The 18,877-nt window shown below is 66.9% G+C and carries 17 protein-coding genes; 6 read left to right on the top strand and 11 right to left on the bottom strand.

Annotation, left to right across the window (positions count from 1 at the left end):
- Positions 1–59: 59 nt before the first annotated feature.
- Positions 60–953 carry a LysR family transcriptional regulator gene (locus ACMZ91_RS00205; protein WP_049462660.1) on the bottom strand — a complete coding sequence of 298 codons (894 nt, stop codon included), beginning with the start codon at positions 951–953 and terminating at the stop codon, positions 60–62.
- A gap of 106 nt (positions 954–1,059) precedes the next feature.
- On the opposite strand from ACMZ91_RS00205, the gene ACMZ91_RS00200 reads away from it, so the two are divergent.
- Complete coding sequence (locus tag ACMZ91_RS00200; RefSeq protein WP_049462661.1) at positions 1,060–1,803, top strand: SDR family oxidoreductase; 744 nt, start codon at positions 1,060–1,062, stop codon at positions 1,801–1,803.
- 111 nt (positions 1,804–1,914) lie between these two features.
- On the opposite strand, the gene ACMZ91_RS00195 is transcribed toward ACMZ91_RS00200, so the two are convergent.
- From ACMZ91_RS00195 to ACMZ91_RS00185, 3 genes are read right to left on the bottom strand one after another with little or no spacing between them, the layout of a single operon-like run.
- Positions 1,915–4,992, bottom strand: a complete 3,078-nt coding sequence (locus tag ACMZ91_RS00195; RefSeq protein WP_414576765.1) for an efflux RND transporter permease subunit — start codon at positions 4,990–4,992, stop codon at positions 1,915–1,917.
- Positions 4,989–6,161: an efflux RND transporter periplasmic adaptor subunit gene (locus ACMZ91_RS00190; protein WP_414576767.1), complete on the bottom strand. Its 1,173-nt coding sequence runs from the start codon at positions 6,159–6,161 to the stop codon at positions 4,989–4,991. The genes ACMZ91_RS00195 and ACMZ91_RS00190 overlap by 4 nt, the downstream gene beginning before the upstream one ends.
- On the bottom strand, positions 6,158–7,405 hold the full coding sequence (locus tag ACMZ91_RS00185; protein ID WP_049462664.1) for a TolC family protein: 1,248 nt from the start codon (positions 7,403–7,405) through the stop codon (positions 6,158–6,160). Before ACMZ91_RS00185 ends, ACMZ91_RS00190 begins: the two co-directional genes overlap by 4 nt.
- A gap of 62 nt (positions 7,406–7,467) precedes the next feature.
- Between ACMZ91_RS00185 and ACMZ91_RS00180 the strand changes: the two genes are divergently transcribed.
- Positions 7,468–8,142: a response regulator gene (locus ACMZ91_RS00180; protein ID WP_049462665.1), complete on the top strand. Its 675-nt coding sequence runs from the start codon at positions 7,468–7,470 to the stop codon at positions 8,140–8,142.
- The gene (locus ACMZ91_RS00175; protein WP_414576769.1) at positions 8,135–9,514 is read left to right on the top strand and encodes a sensor histidine kinase; all 1,380 of its coding nucleotides are present in this window, start codon (positions 8,135–8,137) and stop codon (positions 9,512–9,514) included. Before ACMZ91_RS00180 ends, ACMZ91_RS00175 begins: the two co-directional genes overlap by 8 nt.
- Before the next feature lie 348 nt (positions 9,515–9,862).
- Here the strand turns inward: ACMZ91_RS00175 and ACMZ91_RS00170 are convergent, their stop codons facing one another.
- The 3 genes from ACMZ91_RS00170 to ACMZ91_RS00160 all read right to left on the bottom strand — a co-directional run bounded on the left by ACMZ91_RS00170 (position 9,863) and on the right by ACMZ91_RS00160 (position 13,056).
- Positions 9,863–12,208 carry a GH92 family glycosyl hydrolase gene (locus tag ACMZ91_RS00170; RefSeq protein ID WP_414576771.1) on the bottom strand — a complete coding sequence of 782 codons (2,346 nt, stop codon included), beginning with the start codon at positions 12,206–12,208 and terminating at the stop codon, positions 9,863–9,865.
- Positions 12,209–12,310: 102 nt separating this feature from the next.
- Positions 12,311–12,634 (bottom strand): thioredoxin family protein, encoded by a 324-nt coding sequence (locus tag ACMZ91_RS00165; RefSeq protein WP_180865031.1) that lies wholly within the window; start codon positions 12,632–12,634, stop codon positions 12,311–12,313.
- Between the two features lie 5 nt (positions 12,635–12,639).
- The gene (locus tag ACMZ91_RS00160) at positions 12,640–13,056 is read right to left on the bottom strand and encodes a baeRF12 domain-containing protein (protein ID WP_414576773.1); all 417 of its coding nucleotides are present in this window, start codon (positions 13,054–13,056) and stop codon (positions 12,640–12,642) included.
- 162 nt (positions 13,057–13,218) lie between these two features.
- Between ACMZ91_RS00160 and ACMZ91_RS00155 the strand changes: the two genes are divergently transcribed.
- The 3 genes from ACMZ91_RS00155 (at position 13,219) to proP (ending at position 15,411) form a co-directional block, all read left to right on the top strand.
- Entirely contained in the window at positions 13,219–13,446 is a 228-nt protein-coding gene (locus tag ACMZ91_RS00155; protein ID WP_049462507.1) for a hypothetical protein, read from the top strand.
- Positions 13,447–13,531: 85 nt separating this feature from the next.
- Positions 13,532–13,660, top strand: a complete 129-nt coding sequence (locus ACMZ91_RS00150) for a hypothetical protein (protein ID WP_256200907.1) — start codon at positions 13,532–13,534, stop codon at positions 13,658–13,660.
- A gap of 263 nt (positions 13,661–13,923) precedes the next feature.
- Positions 13,924–15,411 carry a glycine betaine/L-proline transporter ProP gene (proP, locus tag ACMZ91_RS00145; RefSeq protein WP_414576775.1) on the top strand — a complete coding sequence of 496 codons (1,488 nt, stop codon included), beginning with the start codon at positions 13,924–13,926 and terminating at the stop codon, positions 15,409–15,411.
- Between the two features lie 93 nt (positions 15,412–15,504).
- On the opposite strand, the gene ACMZ91_RS00140 is transcribed toward proP, so the two are convergent.
- The 4 genes from ACMZ91_RS00140 to ACMZ91_RS00125 all read right to left on the bottom strand — a co-directional run bounded on the left by ACMZ91_RS00140 (position 15,505) and on the right by ACMZ91_RS00125 (position 18,869).
- Positions 15,505–16,122 carry a hypothetical protein gene (locus ACMZ91_RS00140; protein ID WP_414576777.1) on the bottom strand — a complete coding sequence of 206 codons (618 nt, stop codon included), beginning with the start codon at positions 16,120–16,122 and terminating at the stop codon, positions 15,505–15,507.
- Positions 16,123–16,231: 109 nt separating this feature from the next.
- Positions 16,232–16,858, bottom strand: coding sequence for an ATPase (locus ACMZ91_RS00135; protein WP_049462504.1), 627 nt, complete (start codon positions 16,856–16,858; stop codon positions 16,232–16,234).
- Positions 16,859–16,861: 3 nt separating this feature from the next.
- Positions 16,862–17,203, bottom strand: a complete 342-nt coding sequence (locus tag ACMZ91_RS00130) for a type II toxin-antitoxin system prevent-host-death family antitoxin (protein WP_005413623.1) — start codon at positions 17,201–17,203, stop codon at positions 16,862–16,864.
- 70 nt (positions 17,204–17,273) lie between these two features.
- Complete coding sequence (locus ACMZ91_RS00125; protein ID WP_414576780.1) at positions 17,274–18,869, bottom strand: PAS domain-containing sensor histidine kinase; 1,596 nt, start codon at positions 18,867–18,869, stop codon at positions 17,274–17,276.
- Between the last annotated feature and the right edge of the window lie 8 nt (positions 18,870–18,877).

Genomic DNA, 18,877 nt, shown 5'->3' with positions numbered 1-18,877 from the left:
CCGCTGGCCGGCAACCTTGGCACATCACGCGTGTTGCAGTTGCCGGCCAGCGGCCGGCACTACCTCATCTGGTCGAACACCCCGGCCACCCAGTCGATGAACACCCGCAGCCGCGGCGACGGTGTGCGGTTGCGGGGGTAGACCAGGCTCAGTGGACTCGGTGTCGGCGGCGCGTCCGGCAACAGCTCGACCAGCTGCCCGCTCGCGATGTAGGGGGCCATCCGGTAGCGCGGTGCCTGGATGATGCCGAGACCCGCCAAGGCGGCACCAAGGAATGCGTCCGCGCCGGAAACCCTCACCCGCGCGGGCAGCGGCACATAGCGCACCTGCCCACCCTGCTGGAACTCAAGCGGAATCAGCTGGCCGGTGGCGCTGGAGCGATAGCCGACCATCTGGTGGCCTTGCTCCAGTGATTCGATGGTCTCGGGCACACCGTGCGCCTGCACATAGCCCGGTGCGGCCACCGTAACTTCCCGCAACATCGTCAACCGGCGCGCCGCCAGATCGCTGTCGGCCAGGGTCCCCACCCGCAACGCCGCATCCACGCCTTCGCGCAGCAGGTCGACATAGCGGTCGCCTTCGCTGACCTCCAGTTCGATCTCGGGGTAATGCTGCAGGAAGTCCGGCAGATGCGGAAACAGCAGGTGCCGGCCCAGCGTGCCATGCACTTCAATCCGCAGCGGGCCGCGCGGCGGCACGTCACGGAACGCGGCTTCGGCGTCGTCCATGTCGGCGATCAGGCGCAGGCAACGGCCATAGAAGGCCTCGCCCTCCAGGGTGGGCACCACCAGCCGGGTGGTCCGGTGCAGCAGGCGCACGCCCAGCCGATTCTCCAGTGCCTTGATCGCATCGGTCACCGTGGCCCGCGGCAGGCCCAGGTCCTCGGAGGCCCGGGTGAAGCTGCGGCGCTCGACGATACGGACGAAGGCACGCATGGCCGTGAATCGGTCCATTGTTCGGCAATCCGGATTATGTTGGCGGATTATGCATGATTATCCGAACTGATGAGATGGCGAAGATGGCACTGCGCCAGTCCGGCGCGCCCTGCTGGAACCAACCATGCCCACCTCCTCCGCCCGCCGCGTCGCCCTGGTCACCGGCGGTTCCCGTGGCATCGGCGCGGCCATTTCGCGCCGCCTGGCCGCCGACGGCCATGCCGTGGCGATCAACTACGCCGGCCGCCGCGACGATGCCGAGGCACTGGCCGCCGAACTCACGGCCACTGGCGCGCAGGCCATCGCGCTGCAGGCCGATGTGGCGGACCCGCAGGCGGTGCGCCAGCTGTTCGACGCCATCGAGGCCCGCTTCGGCGGTATCGACGTGGTGGTGAACAGCGCCGGCGTGCTGCAGCTGGCGCCGCTGGCCGACAGCGATGACGCGTTGTTCGAGCGGGTGATCGGCATCAACCTCAAGGGCGCGTTCAACGTGCTGCGCGAAAGTGCACGACGGGTGCGCGACGGCGGCCGCCTGATCAGCCTGTCCACCAGCGTGGTCGGCATCAGGCTGGAGAACTACAGCGTGTACGCGGCCAGCAAGGCGGCGGTGGAAACGATGGCAGCGATCCTCAGCAAGGAGCTGCGTGGGCGCAACATCACGGTGAACACGGTGGCCCCCGGCCCGACCGCCACCGACCTGTTCCTGGAGGGCAAGTCACCGGAACTGATCGAGCGGTTGGCGAAGATGAATCCCCTGGAACGGTTGGGTACGCCGGAGGACATCGCCGGTGCGGTGGCCTTCCTGGCCGGTGCCGATGGCGGGTGGATCAACGGCCAGGTGCTGCGCGCCAATGGCGGGATGGTGTAGGTAGTCGCCCACCTTGGTGGGCGCGTCGCCGCGTGCCCACCAAGGTGGGCACCTACCGGGCCATGCCTGGCGGCCGGGTCGCAGCCGAGCATGGCTCGGCTCTACACGTCGTCATCCGGCGCGGGCCTCGCGGCGCCGGTGCACCCAGTAGTACAGCGTCGGCAGCACCAGCAGGGTCAGCAGCATCGCCGACAGCAGGCCACCGATCACCACCACCGCCAGCGGCTTCTGGGTCTCTGCACCGATCGCATGCGAGGTCGCCATCGGCAGCAGGCCGAACATCGCCAGCAATGCGGTCATCAGCACCGTGCGCAGGCGCTGCAGCGAGCCCTGCACCACCGACTGCAGCAGGTCCATGCCCTGCTCGCGCAGCTGGGCGAAGCGACTGAGCATCACCACCCCGTTCAGCACTGCCTGCCCGAACAATGCAATGAAGCCGATCGCCGCCGACACCGACAGTGGAATGCCGGTCAGCCACAGAGCCAGGATGCCGCCGATCATCGCCAGTGGCACGTTGGCCAGGATCAGTGCTGCGCTGCTGATGTCCTTGAAGGCGTCGAACAGCAGCACGAAGATGAGCAGCACCGACAGCGGAATCACCCAGCCCAGCCGCTTCATCGCACGCTGCTGGTTCTCGAACTCGCCGGACCATTCCAACCGGTAGCCTTCCGGCAGCTGCACACTGGCATCCACGCGCTTGCGCATGTCGGCCACCACGCTGCCCATGTCACGCCCGGCGATGAAGATGCTCACTGCCTTTACCCGCTGTGCGTTCTCGCGCGAGATGTTGATCGCGCCGCTGGCCATGCGGAAGTCGGCCACGTCGGACAATGTCACCGTGTGGCCATCGCCGATACCCACTGGCACCGTGCGCAGCCGTTGCAGGTCGCGGTCGGCATCGTCCAGGCGCAGCGAGATCGGGAACTTGCGATCGCCCTCCCATAGCTCGCCTACCTGGCGCCCGCCCAGCGCGGTCTCGATCACTTCGTCGATGTCGCGCACGTTCAGGCCATAGCGTGCTGCACGGTCGCGGTCGATCTCGATCTGCAGCTGCGGCAACGAGCCATCGCGGTCGATGAAGGCGCTCTCCACGCCCTCCACCCCGCGCACCTGGCCCAGGATGGCCTGGGCGTGCTGGTTGAGCACGTCCAGATCCGAACCGCTGACCTTGATCACCACCTGGCCCTTGATCTGCGAGATGCTTTCCAGGATGTTGTCGCGCACCGGCTGCGAGATCGAGAACTCCGGCCCCGGAATGCGCTGCTCCAGCGTGCGCTGCAGGTCACTGACCAGCTGCCGCTTGTCCACCCCCTTCGGCCATTCCTTCTCCGGCTTCAACGCCACCAGCGCCTCGATCTGGTTGGCGCCCTTGGCATCGGAGCCGTCTTCCGGCCGCCCCAGCTTGGCCACCACCGTCGATACCTGCGGGAAGGTTCCAACCAGCTCGCGGATGCGCCGCGACTGCTGCTGTGCTTCGGCCAGGCTGGTGCTGGGGTCAAGCGTGGCGGTCAGCCAGATCGAGCCCTCGTCCAGCTCGGGCAGGAACTCCGAGCCCAGGCGGGTACCCAGTGCCAACGTACCCACCAGCAATGCGACCGCGGTCAGCACCACCGCACGCGGTCTGGCCAACGCACGCTCCAGGATCGGCCGGTACCAGCCGGTCAGGCGGTCCATCAGCGGATTGCCATCTCGCATGCGGTCCCGTCGCAGCCACCAGTAGCAGAACAGCGGCACCACGGTCAGCGCCAGGATCAACGCACCGATCAGGGCCGAGGTCACCGAGTACGCCATCGGTGCGAACATGCGGCCTTCCTGCCGCTGCAGGGTGAAGATCGGAATGTGCGCGGCGATGATGATCAGCATCGAGAAGAATGTCGGCCGGCCCACTTCCGATGCGGCTGAAAGAATGGTCGAGAACCGCGTCTTCCGGTCGGCCGTAGGTGGCAGCTTCGACAATCGCGAGACGATGTGCTCGGTGACGATCACCGCGCCATCGATGATGATGCCGAAGTCCATCGCACCCAAGGACAGCAGGTTGGCCGGCACGCCCCACAGGTGCAGGCCAAGGAAGGTCGACAGCAGCGCCAGCGGCATCATCGCCGCCACGATCAGCGCGGCGCGGGCGTTGTACAGGAACAGCCACAGCACCAGGAACACCAGCACCGCACCTTCCAGCAGGTTGCGGAAGACCGTCTTCAGCGTGATCGTGACCAGCCACGAACGGTCGTAGAACGGCTCGATGCTGACCCCGGCCGGCAGCTGGTTCGCTTCGATCTCGGCGATGCGCGCATGCAGGGCGTCGAGCACGTCGGACGGATTCTCGCCCTTGCGCATGAGCGCCATGCCGAACACCGCATCGTCATTGTCGTCCTGGCCGACCAGGCCCTGCCGTGGCAGGCCGGTATCGGCGATGCCGGCCAGGTCGCGCACCAGGATCGGCGTGCCACCGCGCTGCGCCACCACCGCGTTGCCGATGTCACCCGGCGAACGCATCAGGCCCACGCCGCGGATCAGGAACTGCTGCTGGCCACGCTCCACGTAGCCGCCGCCGGCATTGGAGCTGCCCTTCTCCAGCGCCTCGGCGAATTCACCGAGGCTGATGCCGCGATCACGCAGCTTGTCCAGGTCCGGTTTGACCTGGAAGGTGCGCGCGAACCCGCCGAAGCTGATCACATCGGCCACGCCCGGCACGGTGCGCAGGCTGCGCTCCATCGTCCACTCCTGCACGGTGCGCAGCTGGGTCGGTGTCATGTGCGGGCCCTTGAGCACGTAGCGGTAGATCTCGCCCACCGCAGAGCTCATCGCCTCCAGCTCCGGGGTCACCCCTTCTGGCAGCTCCACACCCTGCAAGCGCTCCAGCACCTGCTGGCGCGCGAAATAGTCGTCGGCCTTGTCGTCGAAGGTCAGGATGATCATCGACAGGCCGAACTGGGTATGCGAGAACACCCGCACCGAATGCGGGATGCCGGACAGCGCCACTTCCAGTGGCATCGTCACTTCGCGCTCCACCTCTTCGGCGGCGCGGCCCGGGTGCAGCGACACCACCGTTACCTGGGTGTCGGAGACGTCCGGGAACGCCTCCACCGGCAGCACGCGGAACGCGGCAATGCCGGCGCCGATGAACAACAGCAGTGCCAGCATCACCATCAGCGGCTGGCGCAGGCAATAGGCAATCAGGCGATCGATCATGGGGCGGCATGCCCCGCGCCGGTGCTGGCGGCCGCTGGCGCGCTGTCGACCAGCTGCTGCAGCAGCAGGCCGCCTTCGACCACCACCCTGCTGCCAGCCGCCAGACCGTCACGCACCCACTGTCGGCCGTCACCCAGCTCCTCGGCGTGCACGGCGTGGCGCAAGTAGCGGCCCTTGCCCTCTTCCACGAACACCACCTGCTTGCCGTCGATCAGCAGCACCGCCGCATCGGGCAACGAGACACCGCCCTCGGCCGGCAACGCCACCTGGGCACGCACGTACTGCCCGGCCTTGAAGCCGCGTGCGCGATTGTCCAGCTCGGCGCGCGCCTGCACCACGCGGCGTTCGCTGTCGACGAAGTCATCCACGTGCTGGAGGGTCGCCTGCAGTGGTTGCCCATCGGCGCCGGGCACGCTCACCTGCATGCCCGCCTTCAAGCGTCCGGCGAGGCTTTCGGGGATGTCCAGCAACAGCCACAGGCGGTCCGGATCGCCGATCACTGCCAACGGCTGTTCACTGTCCGGGCTGACCGACATGCCCGGGCTCATTCGCCGCTCCACCAGCACGCCATCGATGGGAGCGCGCAGCGGCAGGCGCTGGTCGACGCGCTGGCCGTTGCCATAGGCCTTGGCGAAGGCGGCCGCGCGTGCATGATCAGCCTGACTGCCAGCGAAGTTTGCCTCGGCCTCGTCCAGTTCACGACCCGACGCCACTCCCGCCGCATGCAGTTCGCGGGTACGGTCCAGTTCCTTGCGTGCCTGCTGCAGCTCGGCGCGACCACGGGCACCTTCAGCCTGAGCCTGGCCGAACTCGGGCGAGGTGATCCAGGCGATGACCTGGCCGGCTTTCACCTTCTGCCCCGGCTGTGCCTCGATGCGCGCTACCTGCCCCGACAGCGGCGTGTGAAGTGCGCTGGAGCGCGTCTCATCCCAGACCACCCGGCCCGGCAGCTGTAGGCTGGCGCTGGCGCCGGCACTCACTGTCTCGCTGCGCAGCACGTCCAGCTGGCGGCTGTCGGAAGGAAACTGAATCTGGCCGGCGCTGACCCGAGGTGCGTCCTCAAGATAGGAAGCTGGCTCTCGACCACAGCCGCCCAGCAGGATCAGCGCCAGCAAGACGGGCAGCACGGCGTATCGCGCCTGCGGGCGATAGGCGACGGTGGACTTCATCGGGATTCTCCTTCGGCAACGGATGTGGCGGCTTCCCAGCGCGCCAGTGCAATGGCATGGTCGGTGCGCGCCTCGATCAGTGCGGCCTCGAAGTCGCGCCAGCTGCGGCGCGCATCCAGCAGATCGGTCAGATTGGCGGCACCGCGCCGGTACGCCAGTTCGATGCCCTGCACCGCCTTGCGTGCGGCGTCGGACTGCAGTCCCTCATACTCGCTGCGGCGCTGTGCGGCGGACTGCGCGCTGGCCTGCAGCTGGTCCAGCTCGGCGCGTGCTTCGCGCTGCAGCACCTGCAGCTCCAGCGCGGCCCTGTCACGGTCGGCCTCGGCACGCTGGATCGCGCCGCGCGCGCGCGACGGCCCCCCCAGCGGAATGGTCAACGACACGCCCCAGGTAACACCGCTGATGTCGGTCGGCTCTCGTTCGGCCTCCACGCCCAGCTGGATATCGCGATGGCGCTCGCTGCGCGCCAGGGCCACGCCGGCATCGGCGGCTGCCAGGCGCGAGCGTGCAGCGCGCAGATCCGCGCGCTGCTGCGGATCGAACGCGCGCTCATCGGCCCTGGCTGCGGGGTCTGGCCACGGATCATCGGCGCTGAGGTCATGGCTGTCGTCACGTCCGAGCAGCATCCCCAGCACACTCCGCGCGTCACGCAGATCCAGTGCTGCCTCGCGCGCCGCATCCGCCACAGCCAGGTCGTCCACCGCCAGGCGCGCGCGATCCACCGGTGCCATCGCCCCTGTCGCAACCTGCTTATCCGCCGCCGCCATCTGCTCGGCCGAACTCTGCCGGTTGGCGTCGGCAATCTGGGCCCGCTCCTGCGCGCCCTTCAGGCCGAAATAGGCTTCATGCAGTGCCACCTGTTGTCGGCGACGGGTATCGAGCATCTCCAGCCCTGCGACTTCCAGCAGCGCGTCGGCCTGGCGGATGCGCAACGCACGCTTGCCACCACGTTCCCAGGTCCAGCCCAGGCCCACGGTGCTGTCCACGCGCTTGTCCTGCCAGCGCCCCGGGCCGATGCCATGCTTGGGGCTGATCTTGCTGGTACCGAGCGACAGCTCGGTGGCCGGGCGCAATGCCGCCGTCTGCGCATCGCCCTGCACACCGCGCAGCTCCAGTGCCGCCGCACGCAGGTCAGGGTTGTGTGCGTCCATTGCGCGCTGCGCGTCCTGCAGGGACAGCGCCGAAGCCACAGGCGCGCACAGAAGAGTGGCCAGCACGGCCGCAAGACGAGAGGAGAAATTCATGCACGTCACGGTAAGGTGACGGACTTGCGCCAAACTTGCCCCAACCTTGCACGAAGCTTGCAATGCGAATCCTGCTGATCGAAGACGATGCCGCCCTGGCCGATGGACTGATCCGCGCCCTGCAGGGTGCCGGCCATCTGTGCGACCACCTCTCGCGCGGACTGCACGCACCTGCGGCGCTGGCCAGTGCACCCTATGACGTGATGGTGCTGGACCTTTCCTTGCCGGACGTGGATGGCCTCGACCTGCTGTCGCGCCTGCGCAACGATGGCGCCACCCTGCCGGTGCTGATTCTCACTGCACGCGATGGCGTGGAGGATCGCATCCTTGGCCTCGACCGTGGCGGCGATGACTATCTGGCAAAACCATTCGCGCTGGGCGAGCTGGAAGCGCGCCTGCGTGCGTTGTCGCGCCGCCGCAGTGACGCACCGGCGCAGAAGCGATTGGGCCGGCTGTGCTTCGACAGCATCCGCAACGAAGTGCAGGTGGACGGCCAGCGTATCGAGCTGACCGCGCGCGAGCTGTCGCTGGTCGAAGCGTTGATGCAGCACCCTGGCCGCACCGTGACCAAGCAGCGGTTGTTCGATGCGTTGTACAGCTGGGACCACGAGGCCAACCTGTCGGTGATCGAGGTGCATGTCAGCCGCCTGCGCCGCAAGCTGGAACAGGCGCGTGCCGGCGTCGGCATCCGCATGCTGCGCGGCCTCGGCTACCGGCTGGAGGCCATGGGTGACTGAGCGCGTGCACAGCCTGCGTGGCCTGCTGCTGCGGCGCCTGTGGCTGCCGCTGCTGGTGCTGCTGCTGTGCAGTGCGGTGGGTTCATTCGCGTTGGCGCGCTTCTATGCCGGCCAGGTCTACGACCGCTGGCTGCTGGATTCGGCGATGTCGTTGTCCGAGCTGGTGACGGTGCAGGACGGCCGCGCATCCATCGAGATCACCCCGGCGGTATCACGCATGTTCACCTGGGACACCGCCGACGAAGTGCATGGCGAGGTGGTCGATGCGGATGGCGGGCGCCTGTATGGCGACCTGCCCGAGGCATTGCCGCGTCCGGCGAGCGCCGCCGCGAATGACGATGCGGTCTACTACGATGCCCGCCTGCGTGGTCAACCGGTGCGCATGGTCGAAGTGGTGGTCAGCGCCGGCCCGGGCCATGACATCCGGCTGCGCGTGGCCGAGACACTGCGCAAGCGCCACCGGCTGGAACGCAAGCTGCTGCTGACCAGCGTTCCGTTCCAGGCCGCGATCCTGGCACTGGCGGCGTGGCTGGCATGGTCCGGTACCGGCGCCGCCGCAGGCCACGCCAACCTGGTCGCGCGGAAGCTGGCCAGCCCGCGGCCGGATCCATTGGCACCGCTGGATCCGGCGCAGGAGGCACCGCGCGAACTGTGGCCGGCGGTTGAGGCGTACAACGCCCTGCTGCAGCGCCTGGACGCGATGCAGGATGCGCAGCGGCGCTTCGTCAGCAACGCCGCACATCAACTGCGCACACCGTTGGCGGCCATGCAGGTGGAGCTGGAGAGCTCATTGCGCCAGCATGATCCGCAGGCCCAGCAGCTGGCGCTGTCCGGCACGCTGGCCGGGTTGGCCCGCTTGCAGCATCTGGTCAACCAACTGCTGATGTTGAGCCGCTCCGAAGATCCACATGGCAGCGCACTGCCGCTGCAGCCAGTGGACTTGGCCGCGTTGGCGCGTAGCGTGGTGGAGCGCTATGCGGACCGCGCATTGGCTGCAGGCGTGGACCTGGGTTATGACGGGCCCGACGACGGCGTGCAGGTACAGGGCGATCCGCAGCTGCTGCGCGAGGCGTTGGGCAACCTGCTGGACAACGCGCTGCGCTACGGTGCCGTGCCAGGCGTGATCACCCTGGGACTACAGCAGGGTGCCGAGAGCGTGCAGGTGTGGGTGGACGATGACGGCTCCGGCATTGCCGAAGCCGAGCGCACGCGCGTCACGGAACGCTTCTACCGGGCCAGCACAGAAGGCGACGGCTGCGGACTGGGATTGGCGATCGTGGCCGAGATCGCGCAGCGGCATGGCGCGATCCTGATGATTGATACCGCCCCGATCGGTGGCGCGCGGGTGGGGTTGCGGTTTCGTTCCCGCTGACGTGCCGCGTGCCAACCGAGGTTGGCACCTACCCGGTCACGCCATCCGGTAGACGCCCACCTTGGTGGGCGCTGTTGACGTCCCGCATGCCAACCAAGGTTGGCACCTGCCAAAAGCACCCCAGCCGGCGGATCCCGGTAGATGCCCACCTTGGTGGGCGCCGTTGACCTCCCGCATGCCAACCAAGGTTGGCACCTGCCAAAAGCACCCCAGCCGGTGGATTCCGGTAGACGCCCACCTTGGTGGGCGCCGTTGTCCTCCCGCGTGCCAACCGAGGTTGGCACCTACCAAAGGCACCCCTCCGGCGGATCCCGGTAGATGCCAACCTTGGTTGGCGCCTACCCATCATCATCGGCTCATCGAATACGGCGCCTGCGCGCCCTGCCCCGGCCAGTCCCTGTTCGGCTCGGCCTGCATGCTGAAGCGTAGTTCGCCACCTGCCAGGATCTCGTCGTGGCGCAGGAAGGTGCGCTGCAATGGCTTGCCGTTGAGGCTCACATTGCCCACATAGGTGTGCCTGTCATCCAGCCCATCGGCCACGATGGTGAACGTCTTGCCGTTCGGCAGGCGCATTGCGGTCTTCGGCAGGAACGGGCGACCCAGGATGTACTCGCCCGAGCCCGGCGCCACCGGGTAGAAGCCCAAGGCGGTGAACACGTACCACGCCGACATCTGGCCGACGTCATCATTGCCGGCCAGGCCATCGGGGCGGTCGGCGTACTGGGTATCCATGATCTGCTTCAGGCGCGCCTGCGTGCGCCATGGCTGGCCGGCATACGAATACAGGTAGGCCACGTGGTGGCTGGGCTCGTTGCCATGCGCATACCAGCCGATCAGGCCGGTGATGTCTTCCATGTGCTCGAAGATGGACGGATCGACCTTGGCGTTGAACACCTCGTCCAGACGTGCGAGCAGCTTGTCGCTGCCACCGTGCGCTGCCGCCAGACCGGCCACATCCTGCGGCACGTACCAGGAGTACTGCCAGGCATTGCCCTCGGTGTAGTCGGTGCCGTATCCACTGGCGCTGGGGTCGAATGGCGTGCGGAAGCTGCCATCGCGCTTGCGTGCGCGCATGAAGCCGGTGTCTTTGTCGAAGGCGTTGCGCCAGTTGCCGGCGCGCTTGTCGAAGGTGGCCGCAACATCGGTCTTGCCCATCGCCTGTGCCATGCGCGCGATGGTCCAGTCGTCGAAGGCGTACTCCAGTGTCTTGCTGGCCGCTTCGCCTTCCTCGTCGATCGGCACATAGCCCAGCTCGCGATACTGCGAGATGCCATCGTACGGGCCGTAGTTGGCGGTCTCGACCATCGCCTTCAGCGCCTTGTCGGCGTCGAAGCCGCGGATGCCCTTCACGTAGGCGTCGGCGATCATCGGCACCGCGTGATAGCCGATCATGCACCAGTCTTCCAGGCCGTGGAACGACCACACCGGCAGCATGCCGTACGGGCTGTGCTCATGGTGGGCCAGCATCGAATTGACGAAATCGCTGTTGCGCTTCTCCGGCTGCACCAGCGTCAGCAACGGATGCAGCGCGCGGTAGGTATCCCACAGCGAGAACGTGGAGTAGTTGGTGTAGCCCTTGGCCTGGTGCACGGCATTGTCCGAGCCGCGGTACTGGCCATCGGCATCCATGAACAGCGTTGGCCCCAGCATCGTATGGTACAGCGCGGTGTAGGCGCTGCGCCGGGCATGTTCGGGGGCGTCGATATCGAGCACCGACAGCGCCTGCGTCCATTCCTGCTTTGCCTGCGCGCGAACGCGGTCGAAATCGAAGCCGGCCACTTCCGCGTCGAGGTTTGCGATGGCACCGGCTTCACTGACCGGCGAGATCGCCACCTTGACCACCAGCGGTGCATCCAGTTTGCCGAAGGCGAAGGTGCCGACCAGCTGGCGCCCCTCGATCTGTGCGCGCTGCGCCGGATCCTTCTCGCCCGGCGGCGGGAAGCCCTTGTAGACAATGTCCTGCTCGGTGTTGTGCAGCTCATGCCCGGAAAGCGGCCGCGAGAAGCGCATCGCGAAATACAGCTGGCGGCCTGGCGCCCAGCCACGGGTTTCGCGGAATCCGGTCACCGTGCCATCGGCGCGCACCCGCACCCGCGACCACAGCACCTTGCCCGGGTAGTCGTACATGCTCGTGCGCATGTCCAGCAGCACCTTGGCGTCGGTCCCCTTGGGGAAGGCATAGCGGTGCACGCCCACGCGCGCACTGGTGGTCAGTTCGGCGCGCACCCTGTAGTCATCCAGGGTGACTGCGTAGTAGCCCGGCTCGGCCTTCTCGTCCGCGTGGCGGAAGCGCGATGCATAGCCGCTGCGCGGCTTCTCCGGATCACCGCGCTCCAGGCCGGGAGTGCCGGTGAACGGCATCAGCAGGATGTCGCCGAGGTCCGAATGACCGGTGCCGGAAAAATGCGTGTGCGAGAAGCCGACGATGCTGCTGTCGTCGTAGCGATAGCCGGCTGCCCAGCCATAGGCCTTTTCGCGTGGCTGGATGCGTGTGTCCGGGCTGAGCTGGACCATGCCGAACGGCACCGTGGCACCCGGGTAGGTGTGGCCTTCACCTCCAGTACCAATGAACGGGTCGACCGAGGCGTAGGCCTTGTCGGCGGCGGTTTTGGCGGGAGCGGCCGACGTCAGGCCGGAAGCGAGCATTGCCGTGGCGGCGACAGCGATCAGGAGACGACGGTCCAGCGTGGGCATCGGCGTTTGGATCGATTCAGGTGGTAGCCGGATGCTAGCACCGGGCCTGTCACGCCGCATGCTGCAGTGCGACTGCCCGGTGTCCCGCGCCGGGTTCAATCGTCAACCGGGAAGCGCGTTCTGCAACGACATGAGGTCCGCGCTGTGCAGCGGCCTTACCACCCGCGCGACCTCTTCTCCATCGCGCAGCAGCACCACTGTCGGCCACAGCTTCACCTTGAACGCTCGCCCCAATGCCCTTCCCTTGCCATCCTCGATCTTCCAATGCGGCAGATCGTTCGCTTCGACGAAGGCCTGCAACGCGGGCTGCGCGGCCTGGCAATGACCGCACCAGGGCGCACCGAACTCCAGCACCTGCCACCCAGCCTGCGCCGCCACCCCCGCAGAGGTGGGCTCGTTCGGAAGGTGATCACGCATGAACGGCATGAGCGCTACGCCGCCAGTGCCTGCTGGATATCCGCCAACGGTGCGTTGGTCAGGTCCTTGGCGATATCGCCGAGCAGGCGCGCCTGGACCTCTTTATGCAGCAGCGGACGGATGCGACCCAGCGTGGTCGGGTCGGCGATCAACACCAGGTGCGCATAGCGGTTCTTCAAGGCATCCTCATTGAGCTGTTCGGCCACCTGCTTGGCGAACGTCGCCTCGTTGAGCTGCGAGACCGACATGTCCTTCGGCACGGCACCCGCAGGCCCCTGCCCGGACACGCCCTGCTCACTGATGTCCTGCAGGCGCAGCTCGCCCTCCTGTTTCAGGGTCAACTGATGGTTGCTGCCCACGTTGGTGAACACCCGTGCCGAACCACCGTCGGCTACCACGATCAGCGTTCCTTCGGGAATCGTCCGCGCCATTGCATCCTCCATCAATTTGAAAAGTGGGTGTGTGCTCCACCTTATGCACGCCGATGTCACCAGAGCGCGTACAGGATGTGATTCCGTCATCGCAATCTGGAATCCGCCCTAAATTTACCGGGAGGCCTGCCGCTATGGCCTCCATCATCGCGAGGAACCTCTGTGCACGCTGGCTCACTGTTCCACGTCTGCTTCGCCACCAGCCTGGCCATTGCCGGCTGCGCCGGATGCATCCACCAGTTCCTGCAGGGCCAACCGTTTTTCGCCCTGGCCATCATGCTCTCGGTGCTCACGATGATCGGCGCCGCACTGGTCACGCGGAAACTGGCACTGCCGGGCGCCTTGGCGATGGCCTGCACGGTGTTCGGTTTGCTGGCGAAGTCGGCCTGAGCCTTCTGAACAGGCGACGTGGAACACAGCGTGCAGATCAGCCCGCTTCGCTGCACGCTCACGCCGGTGCCGTTATGATGAACGGATGATCGACACGACCCACTACGTGACGGGCGCACCTGTTACGTGGGAAGCACTGCCGACCGGCGCTTCGCTTGCCACGATTGCTCCCGCCCTGCATTTCCATCGCCTCGCGCTGGATCCCGGCGGATGACGCCCGCAGGCCCACGGCCTGCCTTCCCCACACGCTGATGTGACACGCGGCTGCCAACTGCGCGGCCGTTGTGATCCCGTTGCCGCGTTTCCGCCCTTGCGGCGGTGCTTTGCCGTGCGCGTGGCGTTGCGCCTGCACACATTCTCCGGCCCCCACGCCGCCTTCCGATGCCCCTGCGCCACTTGCGCCTGCATCGCCGTTTCCGATTTCCGGGACACACCACAGCACCCATTCCCCTATTCCATACCTACAAGGGAGCCCCTATGCAGGACACGCCCGATTCCCATGCCCACTTCGGCTGGTTCAAACGCCGCCGCCACCTGAAGGTCGATGAGATCACCGTCGTCGACAAGCCCATGCTCAAGCGCGCCGTCGGTGCCGCTGCACTCGGCAATGCCATGGAGTGGTTCGACTTCGGTGTCTACGGCTATCTGGCCGTCACCATCGGCCAGGTGTTCTTCCCATCGAGCAATCCCACCGCGCAGGTGATCGCGGCCTTCGCCACCTTCACCGTGGCATTCCTTGTGCGCCCGCTGGGTGGCCTGGTGTTCGGCCCACTCGGCGACCGCTACGGGCGCCAGAAAGTGCTGGCGTTCACCATGATCCTGATGGCGCTGGGCACGTTCTCGATCGGCCTGATTCCCTCCTATGAGCGCATCGGCATCTGGGCGCCGGTGCTGTTGCTGCTGGCGCGCGTGGTGCAGGGCTTTTCCACCGGTGGCGAATATGGCGGCGCGGCCACCTTCATCGCCGAGTATTCCACCGACCGCAACCGCGGGTTGATGGGCAGCTGGCTGGAGTTCGGCACGCTGGGCGGCTACATCGCCGGCGCCGGTACGGTGACCGCGCTGCACATGCTGTTGAGCAACGCACAGATGCTGGACTGGGGCTGGCGCATTCCGTTCCTGGTGGCTGGCCCGCTGGGCCTGCTCGGCCTGTACATGCGAATGAAGCTGGAAGAGACCCCGGCATTCCGCGCCTTCGCCGAGGAAGCCGAGAAGCGCGAGCACGACCGGCCCGGGCTGGCCGCGCTGTTCCAGGTGCACGGCCGCCAACTGCTGGTGTGCATGGGCCTGGTGCTGGTGTTCAACGTCACCGACTACATGCTGCTGACCTACATGCCCAGCTACCTCAGCGTCACCATGGGCTACGCCGAGAGCAAGGGCCTGCTGCTGATCATCATCGTGATGCTGGTGATGATGCCGCTGAACATTGTCGGCGGGTTGTTCAGTGACAGGCTGGGCCGCCGCCCGATGATCATCGGCGCCAGCATCGCGCTGCTGGTACTGGCGATTCCATGCCTGCTGCTGGTCGGCAGCGGCAACGACTGGATGATCTTCCTTGGCCTGATGCTGCTGGGCCTGGCGCTGGTGTGCTTCACCAGTTCGATGCCGTCCACGCTGCCGGCGCTGTTCTATACCCCGGTGCGCTACAGCGCGCTGTCGATCGCCTTCAACGTCTCGGTATCGTTGTTCGGTGGCACCACGCCGCTGGTGACCGCGTGGCTGGTGGAACGTACCGGCGACCCGCTGGTGCCGGCCTACTACCTGATGGGCGCGGCGGTGGTCGGCCTGATCACGATGCTGTTCGTGAAGGAAACCGCCGGCCTGCCGTTGCGTGGTTCACCGCCGGCCGTCGGCAGCGACAGGGAAGCGGCTGCGCTGCTGAAGAGCGATGCGCCGGTGACGGTGGACCCGAGCCTGCCGCCGTTGCCGGACGTTGCAGAGCCCGAGCAGGTCAAACCGGCCTGAGGCTCGCCGCGAAATGCCATCCACGCATCACGCACGGCGTAGATCTACATGGGGCCAGTGGCGCCGGGCGGATACGCCCGGCGCTACCTGGCGCTATCTCTTGATGCGGGTCAGCTTCCCCGGCGTCCAACGCAGCGTCCATGTGTAGTTTCCGTCCGGCGGACAGACGTGGCGGTTCGGGCTCTTCCATTCGCAGACCGTCGCCCCGGCACTGACGGTGAAATCGACAATGATGCGATCACCCTGGATGCGGATCGCGCGGATGGCGCCTGGAATCTGTTCAACCGCGTCGTCACCATAGCCATACTGGCGGATGGCGGCATAGTCCTCTGCTTCCACCGGCGACAGGCTGTTCGGGTTCTCCTGGCCGCGCGGATCGTTTGCCGTCAGCGCCGTCATCACCGCCACCACATTGCGTTGCGCGAAGCTGCCGCCGGTGTAGGTGGACGTATAGAAGTACACGACCTCGGCACGGCCATCGCCATCGAGGTCGGCAACAGCGGTCCACACCGGACGGAAATCGGATTCAATGTCGTCGCCGGGAATCAGCCGCAGGTTGGCTTCGGCGGCGTGGTAGGCCTGTACCAGGCTGGGCGGCGGCGCCACCCGCTTGGACGCGGCAGGCGCGGCCGTCGCCGTCAGGCTGGACAGCGCCAGCGCAGCAAGCACCAGGCAGATCGAAGTGGAGCGGAACGTCGCAGGTCCGTGCATGTCGTCCTCCATGAGTGTGCGGTCAGTCTAACCGCAGCTCCGGTGGCGCCCAGTCGTGCACGGCGCGGTTTCGCGCGATGCGTGAAAGACATCCACACATGGCGTGGATCTACTGCGGGGTGTCCAACTCCATCGCACGCATCACGATGGGTTTGGCCCAGTCCGGCGTGTGCAGCAGTTCGGCCACCGAGACCGGGTACTGCAGCTGGCCGCGCTCCATCGCCAGCACCGGGAGGGGCGCGACGCAGCCTTCTGCGTCGGCCGGCGCGCTGTTGTCGTAGACATGCAGCTCAGCCAGGTGCGGCAGCAGGTCCAACAGGTTCTCGCGCGCCGAATCGAAGCGGGCGTGGATCTTTTCCACCGGAATATCGTGGCCACCGGCCTCTACCCGCGCCGCCACGCGGGCGATGTGCAGCTCGACCGTGGCCAGGCCACAGAACCAGATCGCGACGTGATGGTGCTCGCAGGCCTCGCGCAGCAGGCGCGGAATGGTGTTGCCACCCAGCGTTGTTTCGAAGGCGAAGTCCGTGCCATCGGCCATGGCCTGGCGCAGGCGGCGGGTGCCTTCCTGCCAGGCCTCGGCATTGGCTTCGGGCAGCGGCCAGCCAGCCTCGACCAGGCGGCGGGTGAACGAATCGGGGTTGAACCAGCTCAGTCCTTCGGCTTCCAGCCAGGTACCCAGCAGCGAACTTTTGCCGGCGCCATTGACGCCGGCCAGCACCAGGATCCGCCCCATCGTTCAGAGCGGACGGCCGAGGGTGACCTTGCGGCCACGGCGGATCGGCTGGCCCAGCACCTTGCCCAGCCCCTCACCGCGCTGCAGGCTGGCCAGGGTCTGGTCGAACTCACCGCGCAGGCGCAGCAGTTCTTCACTGCGCTCACCGGCGTCACCGCCGGCGGCCTTGGCCAGCAGCTCCTGATACGTGCGGATATCCACGATCACCGCTTCGGGATGATTATGGTTGGTGATGACCAGCGCCTGCTTCTCGCGCACGGTGCGCATCAGGCTCGGCCAGCCACGGGTCTTCACCGACGAGGCCGGGGCCTTTTCGAGGCCAGGCAGATCCAGCGGCAGGGTCATGGCACGGCTCCAGACGGGGATAGTTGAGGCCATTATGCCCAATTTGGCCCAATTGGGGATAAATGGACCATTACCTGACGGAACCCTCCGCCGCCGCGCCCGGCGCATCGGTCTGCAGCAGGCTGTCGCGCTCCCGCAGCGGGAAGCGGATCCAGGCATCCAGGCCTTGTGGGCCAAAGCGCAGCTCCCCGCTGCCAGCCAGCTCGTACGGCACGCGCTGCTCGATCAGCGCCCGGCCCAGGCCGCGCTGGCGTGGCAGCTCCCAGTCCTCCACCTCGGCATGACGCTCGCACCAGTGCAGGCCCAGCCATGGCTGGCCGGCCTGAACCTGCAGATTCCAGGTGACCTCGATCCGGCCATCCTCATGGGTGAGCGCGCCATGCCTCAGCGCGTTGGTCGCTAATTCGTGGATCGCCAGGGACAGTACTTCGGCTGCTTTCGGCGGCAGCAGCACGTCCTCGCCCTGCAGGCGGTAGGCGGCCGCTGCAGGCGTCTGCGCAGCGATCTCCTCTTCGAGCATGCCACGCAGGCAGACGCCGGCATTGGCACCACGGGTCAGCAGGGTCTGCGTGCGTGCCAGCGACATCAGTCGCCCGCACAACCGTTCAGCGTATTCATCCACACTGCTGACCGACTCGCGGGTCCGCCAGGCAATGGCATGGATGGTCGACATGATGTTGCGCACCCGGTGCTGCAGTTCGGCCAGCAATACCGATTGACGCTCAGTGGCACGCTTGAGGTCGTCGATGTCCACCGCGATGGCAAATACCCCGCTGACCTCACCGTCGCCATCGCGCAGGGGCGCGGCAGCGACCCGGGTCCAGCGCGCGCGGCCATCATCATGCAGGTACTGGAACTCCAGCCCCGGCACCACGGTCTCGCCGCGCATTGCGCGGGCGATGGCGAAGTCGTCCGGTGCAATGGGGGTGCCATCGGGATGGCAGCCGTGCCAGCGATGCTGGTTGTCGGCGTCTCTGGAAGGCACCTTGCCGGTGGGCAGATAGGCGCGCATCTGATCGTTGGACAGCAGCATGCGGCCCTGCAGATCAACAATGCACAGGCCGACCGGCAGCATCCTGAAGGCCAGCTCCAGGCGCCGCTCGCTCTCGCGCCGCCGTAGTTCCTCGCGCTCGCGCGCGGCCAGCGCCAGATGCGCGGCGGTGGTTTCGAACATGGTCACCAGCACGCCGTTGATCCGCCCTTCCTCGCCGCGGATCGGGCTGTAGGTGATCGTGAACCAGATGTCTTCCAGCCGGCCGCGCCGGACCAGCGGGTACAGCTTGTCTTCGAAGGTGAGCGTCTCGCCCTGCCAAACCCGGGTATAGAGCGGCCCGTTGATGTGCCACACCTCGGGCCAGCACTCGCGGGTCGGCTGGCCGAGCCCGCCGGGATGCTTGTCGGCCAGGATCTCGGCATAACCATCGTTGTAGAGCTGCACCAGCTGCTCGCCCCACAGCACGATCATCGGGAAGCCATGGGCCAGCATCAGGTCGACAGTGGCGCGCAGGTGGGGCGGCCATTGCTCGCAGGCACCCAATGGCGTGGACGACCAGTCGTGGCGGGCGATGCGCGCGGCCATGCCATCGTGGCGCGCATGCAGGTGCGGCGCAGGCGGCATCGAGCCACGCAGCTTGGCGGCGTGGATGCCTTCAGGACGGCGCGACATGCCGCGCA

This window comes from Stenotrophomonas sp. FR024, from assembly GCF_047500745.2.
GTDB lineage: Bacteria > Pseudomonadota > Gammaproteobacteria > Xanthomonadales > Xanthomonadaceae > Stenotrophomonas > Stenotrophomonas maltophilia_A.
Note: the sequence above shows the minus strand (reverse complement) of the source record. Positions and strands in the feature narration are given on the sequence as shown.

Coding starts and splice junctions, on each gene's coding strand:
- ACMZ91_RS00130 (WP_005413623.1), bottom strand. CDS start 17,203: ATGACCCTGCCGCTGGATCTGCCTGGCCTCGAAAAGGCCCCGGCCTCG.
- ACMZ91_RS00150 (WP_256200907.1), top strand. CDS start 13,532: ATGATCGACACGACCCACTACGTGACGGGCGCACCTGTTACGTGGGAA.
- ACMZ91_RS00135 (WP_049462504.1), bottom strand. CDS start 16,858: ATGGGGCGGATCCTGGTGCTGGCCGGCGTCAATGGCGCCGGCAAAAGT.
- ACMZ91_RS00185 (WP_049462664.1), bottom strand. CDS start 7,405: ATGAATTTCTCCTCTCGTCTTGCGGCCGTGCTGGCCACTCTTCTGTGC.
- ACMZ91_RS00140 (WP_414576777.1), bottom strand. CDS start 16,122: ATGCACGGACCTGCGACGTTCCGCTCCACTTCGATCTGCCTGGTGCTT.
- ACMZ91_RS00200 (WP_049462661.1), top strand. CDS start 1,060: ATGCCCACCTCCTCCGCCCGCCGCGTCGCCCTGGTCACCGGCGGTTCC.
- ACMZ91_RS00165 (WP_180865031.1), bottom strand. CDS start 12,634: ATGCCGTTCATGCGTGATCACCTTCCGAACGAGCCCACCTCTGCGGGG.
- ACMZ91_RS00180 (WP_049462665.1), top strand. CDS start 7,468: ATGCGAATCCTGCTGATCGAAGACGATGCCGCCCTGGCCGATGGACTG.
- ACMZ91_RS00125 (WP_414576780.1), bottom strand. CDS start 18,869: ATGTCGCGCCGTCCTGAAGGCATCCACGCCGCCAAGCTGCGTGGCTCG.
- ACMZ91_RS00170 (WP_414576771.1), bottom strand. CDS start 12,208: ATGCCCACGCTGGACCGTCGTCTCCTGATCGCTGTCGCCGCCACGGCA.
- ACMZ91_RS00195 (WP_414576765.1), bottom strand. CDS start 4,992: ATGATCGATCGCCTGATTGCCTATTGCCTGCGCCAGCCGCTGATGGTG.
- ACMZ91_RS00205 (WP_049462660.1), bottom strand. CDS start 953: ATGGACCGATTCACGGCCATGCGTGCCTTCGTCCGTATCGTCGAGCGC.
- ACMZ91_RS00190 (WP_414576767.1), bottom strand. CDS start 6,161: ATGAAGTCCACCGTCGCCTATCGCCCGCAGGCGCGATACGCCGTGCTG.
- proP (WP_414576775.1), top strand. CDS start 13,924: ATGCAGGACACGCCCGATTCCCATGCCCACTTCGGCTGGTTCAAACGC.
- ACMZ91_RS00160 (WP_414576773.1), bottom strand. CDS start 13,056: ATGGCGCGGACGATTCCCGAAGGAACGCTGATCGTGGTAGCCGACGGT.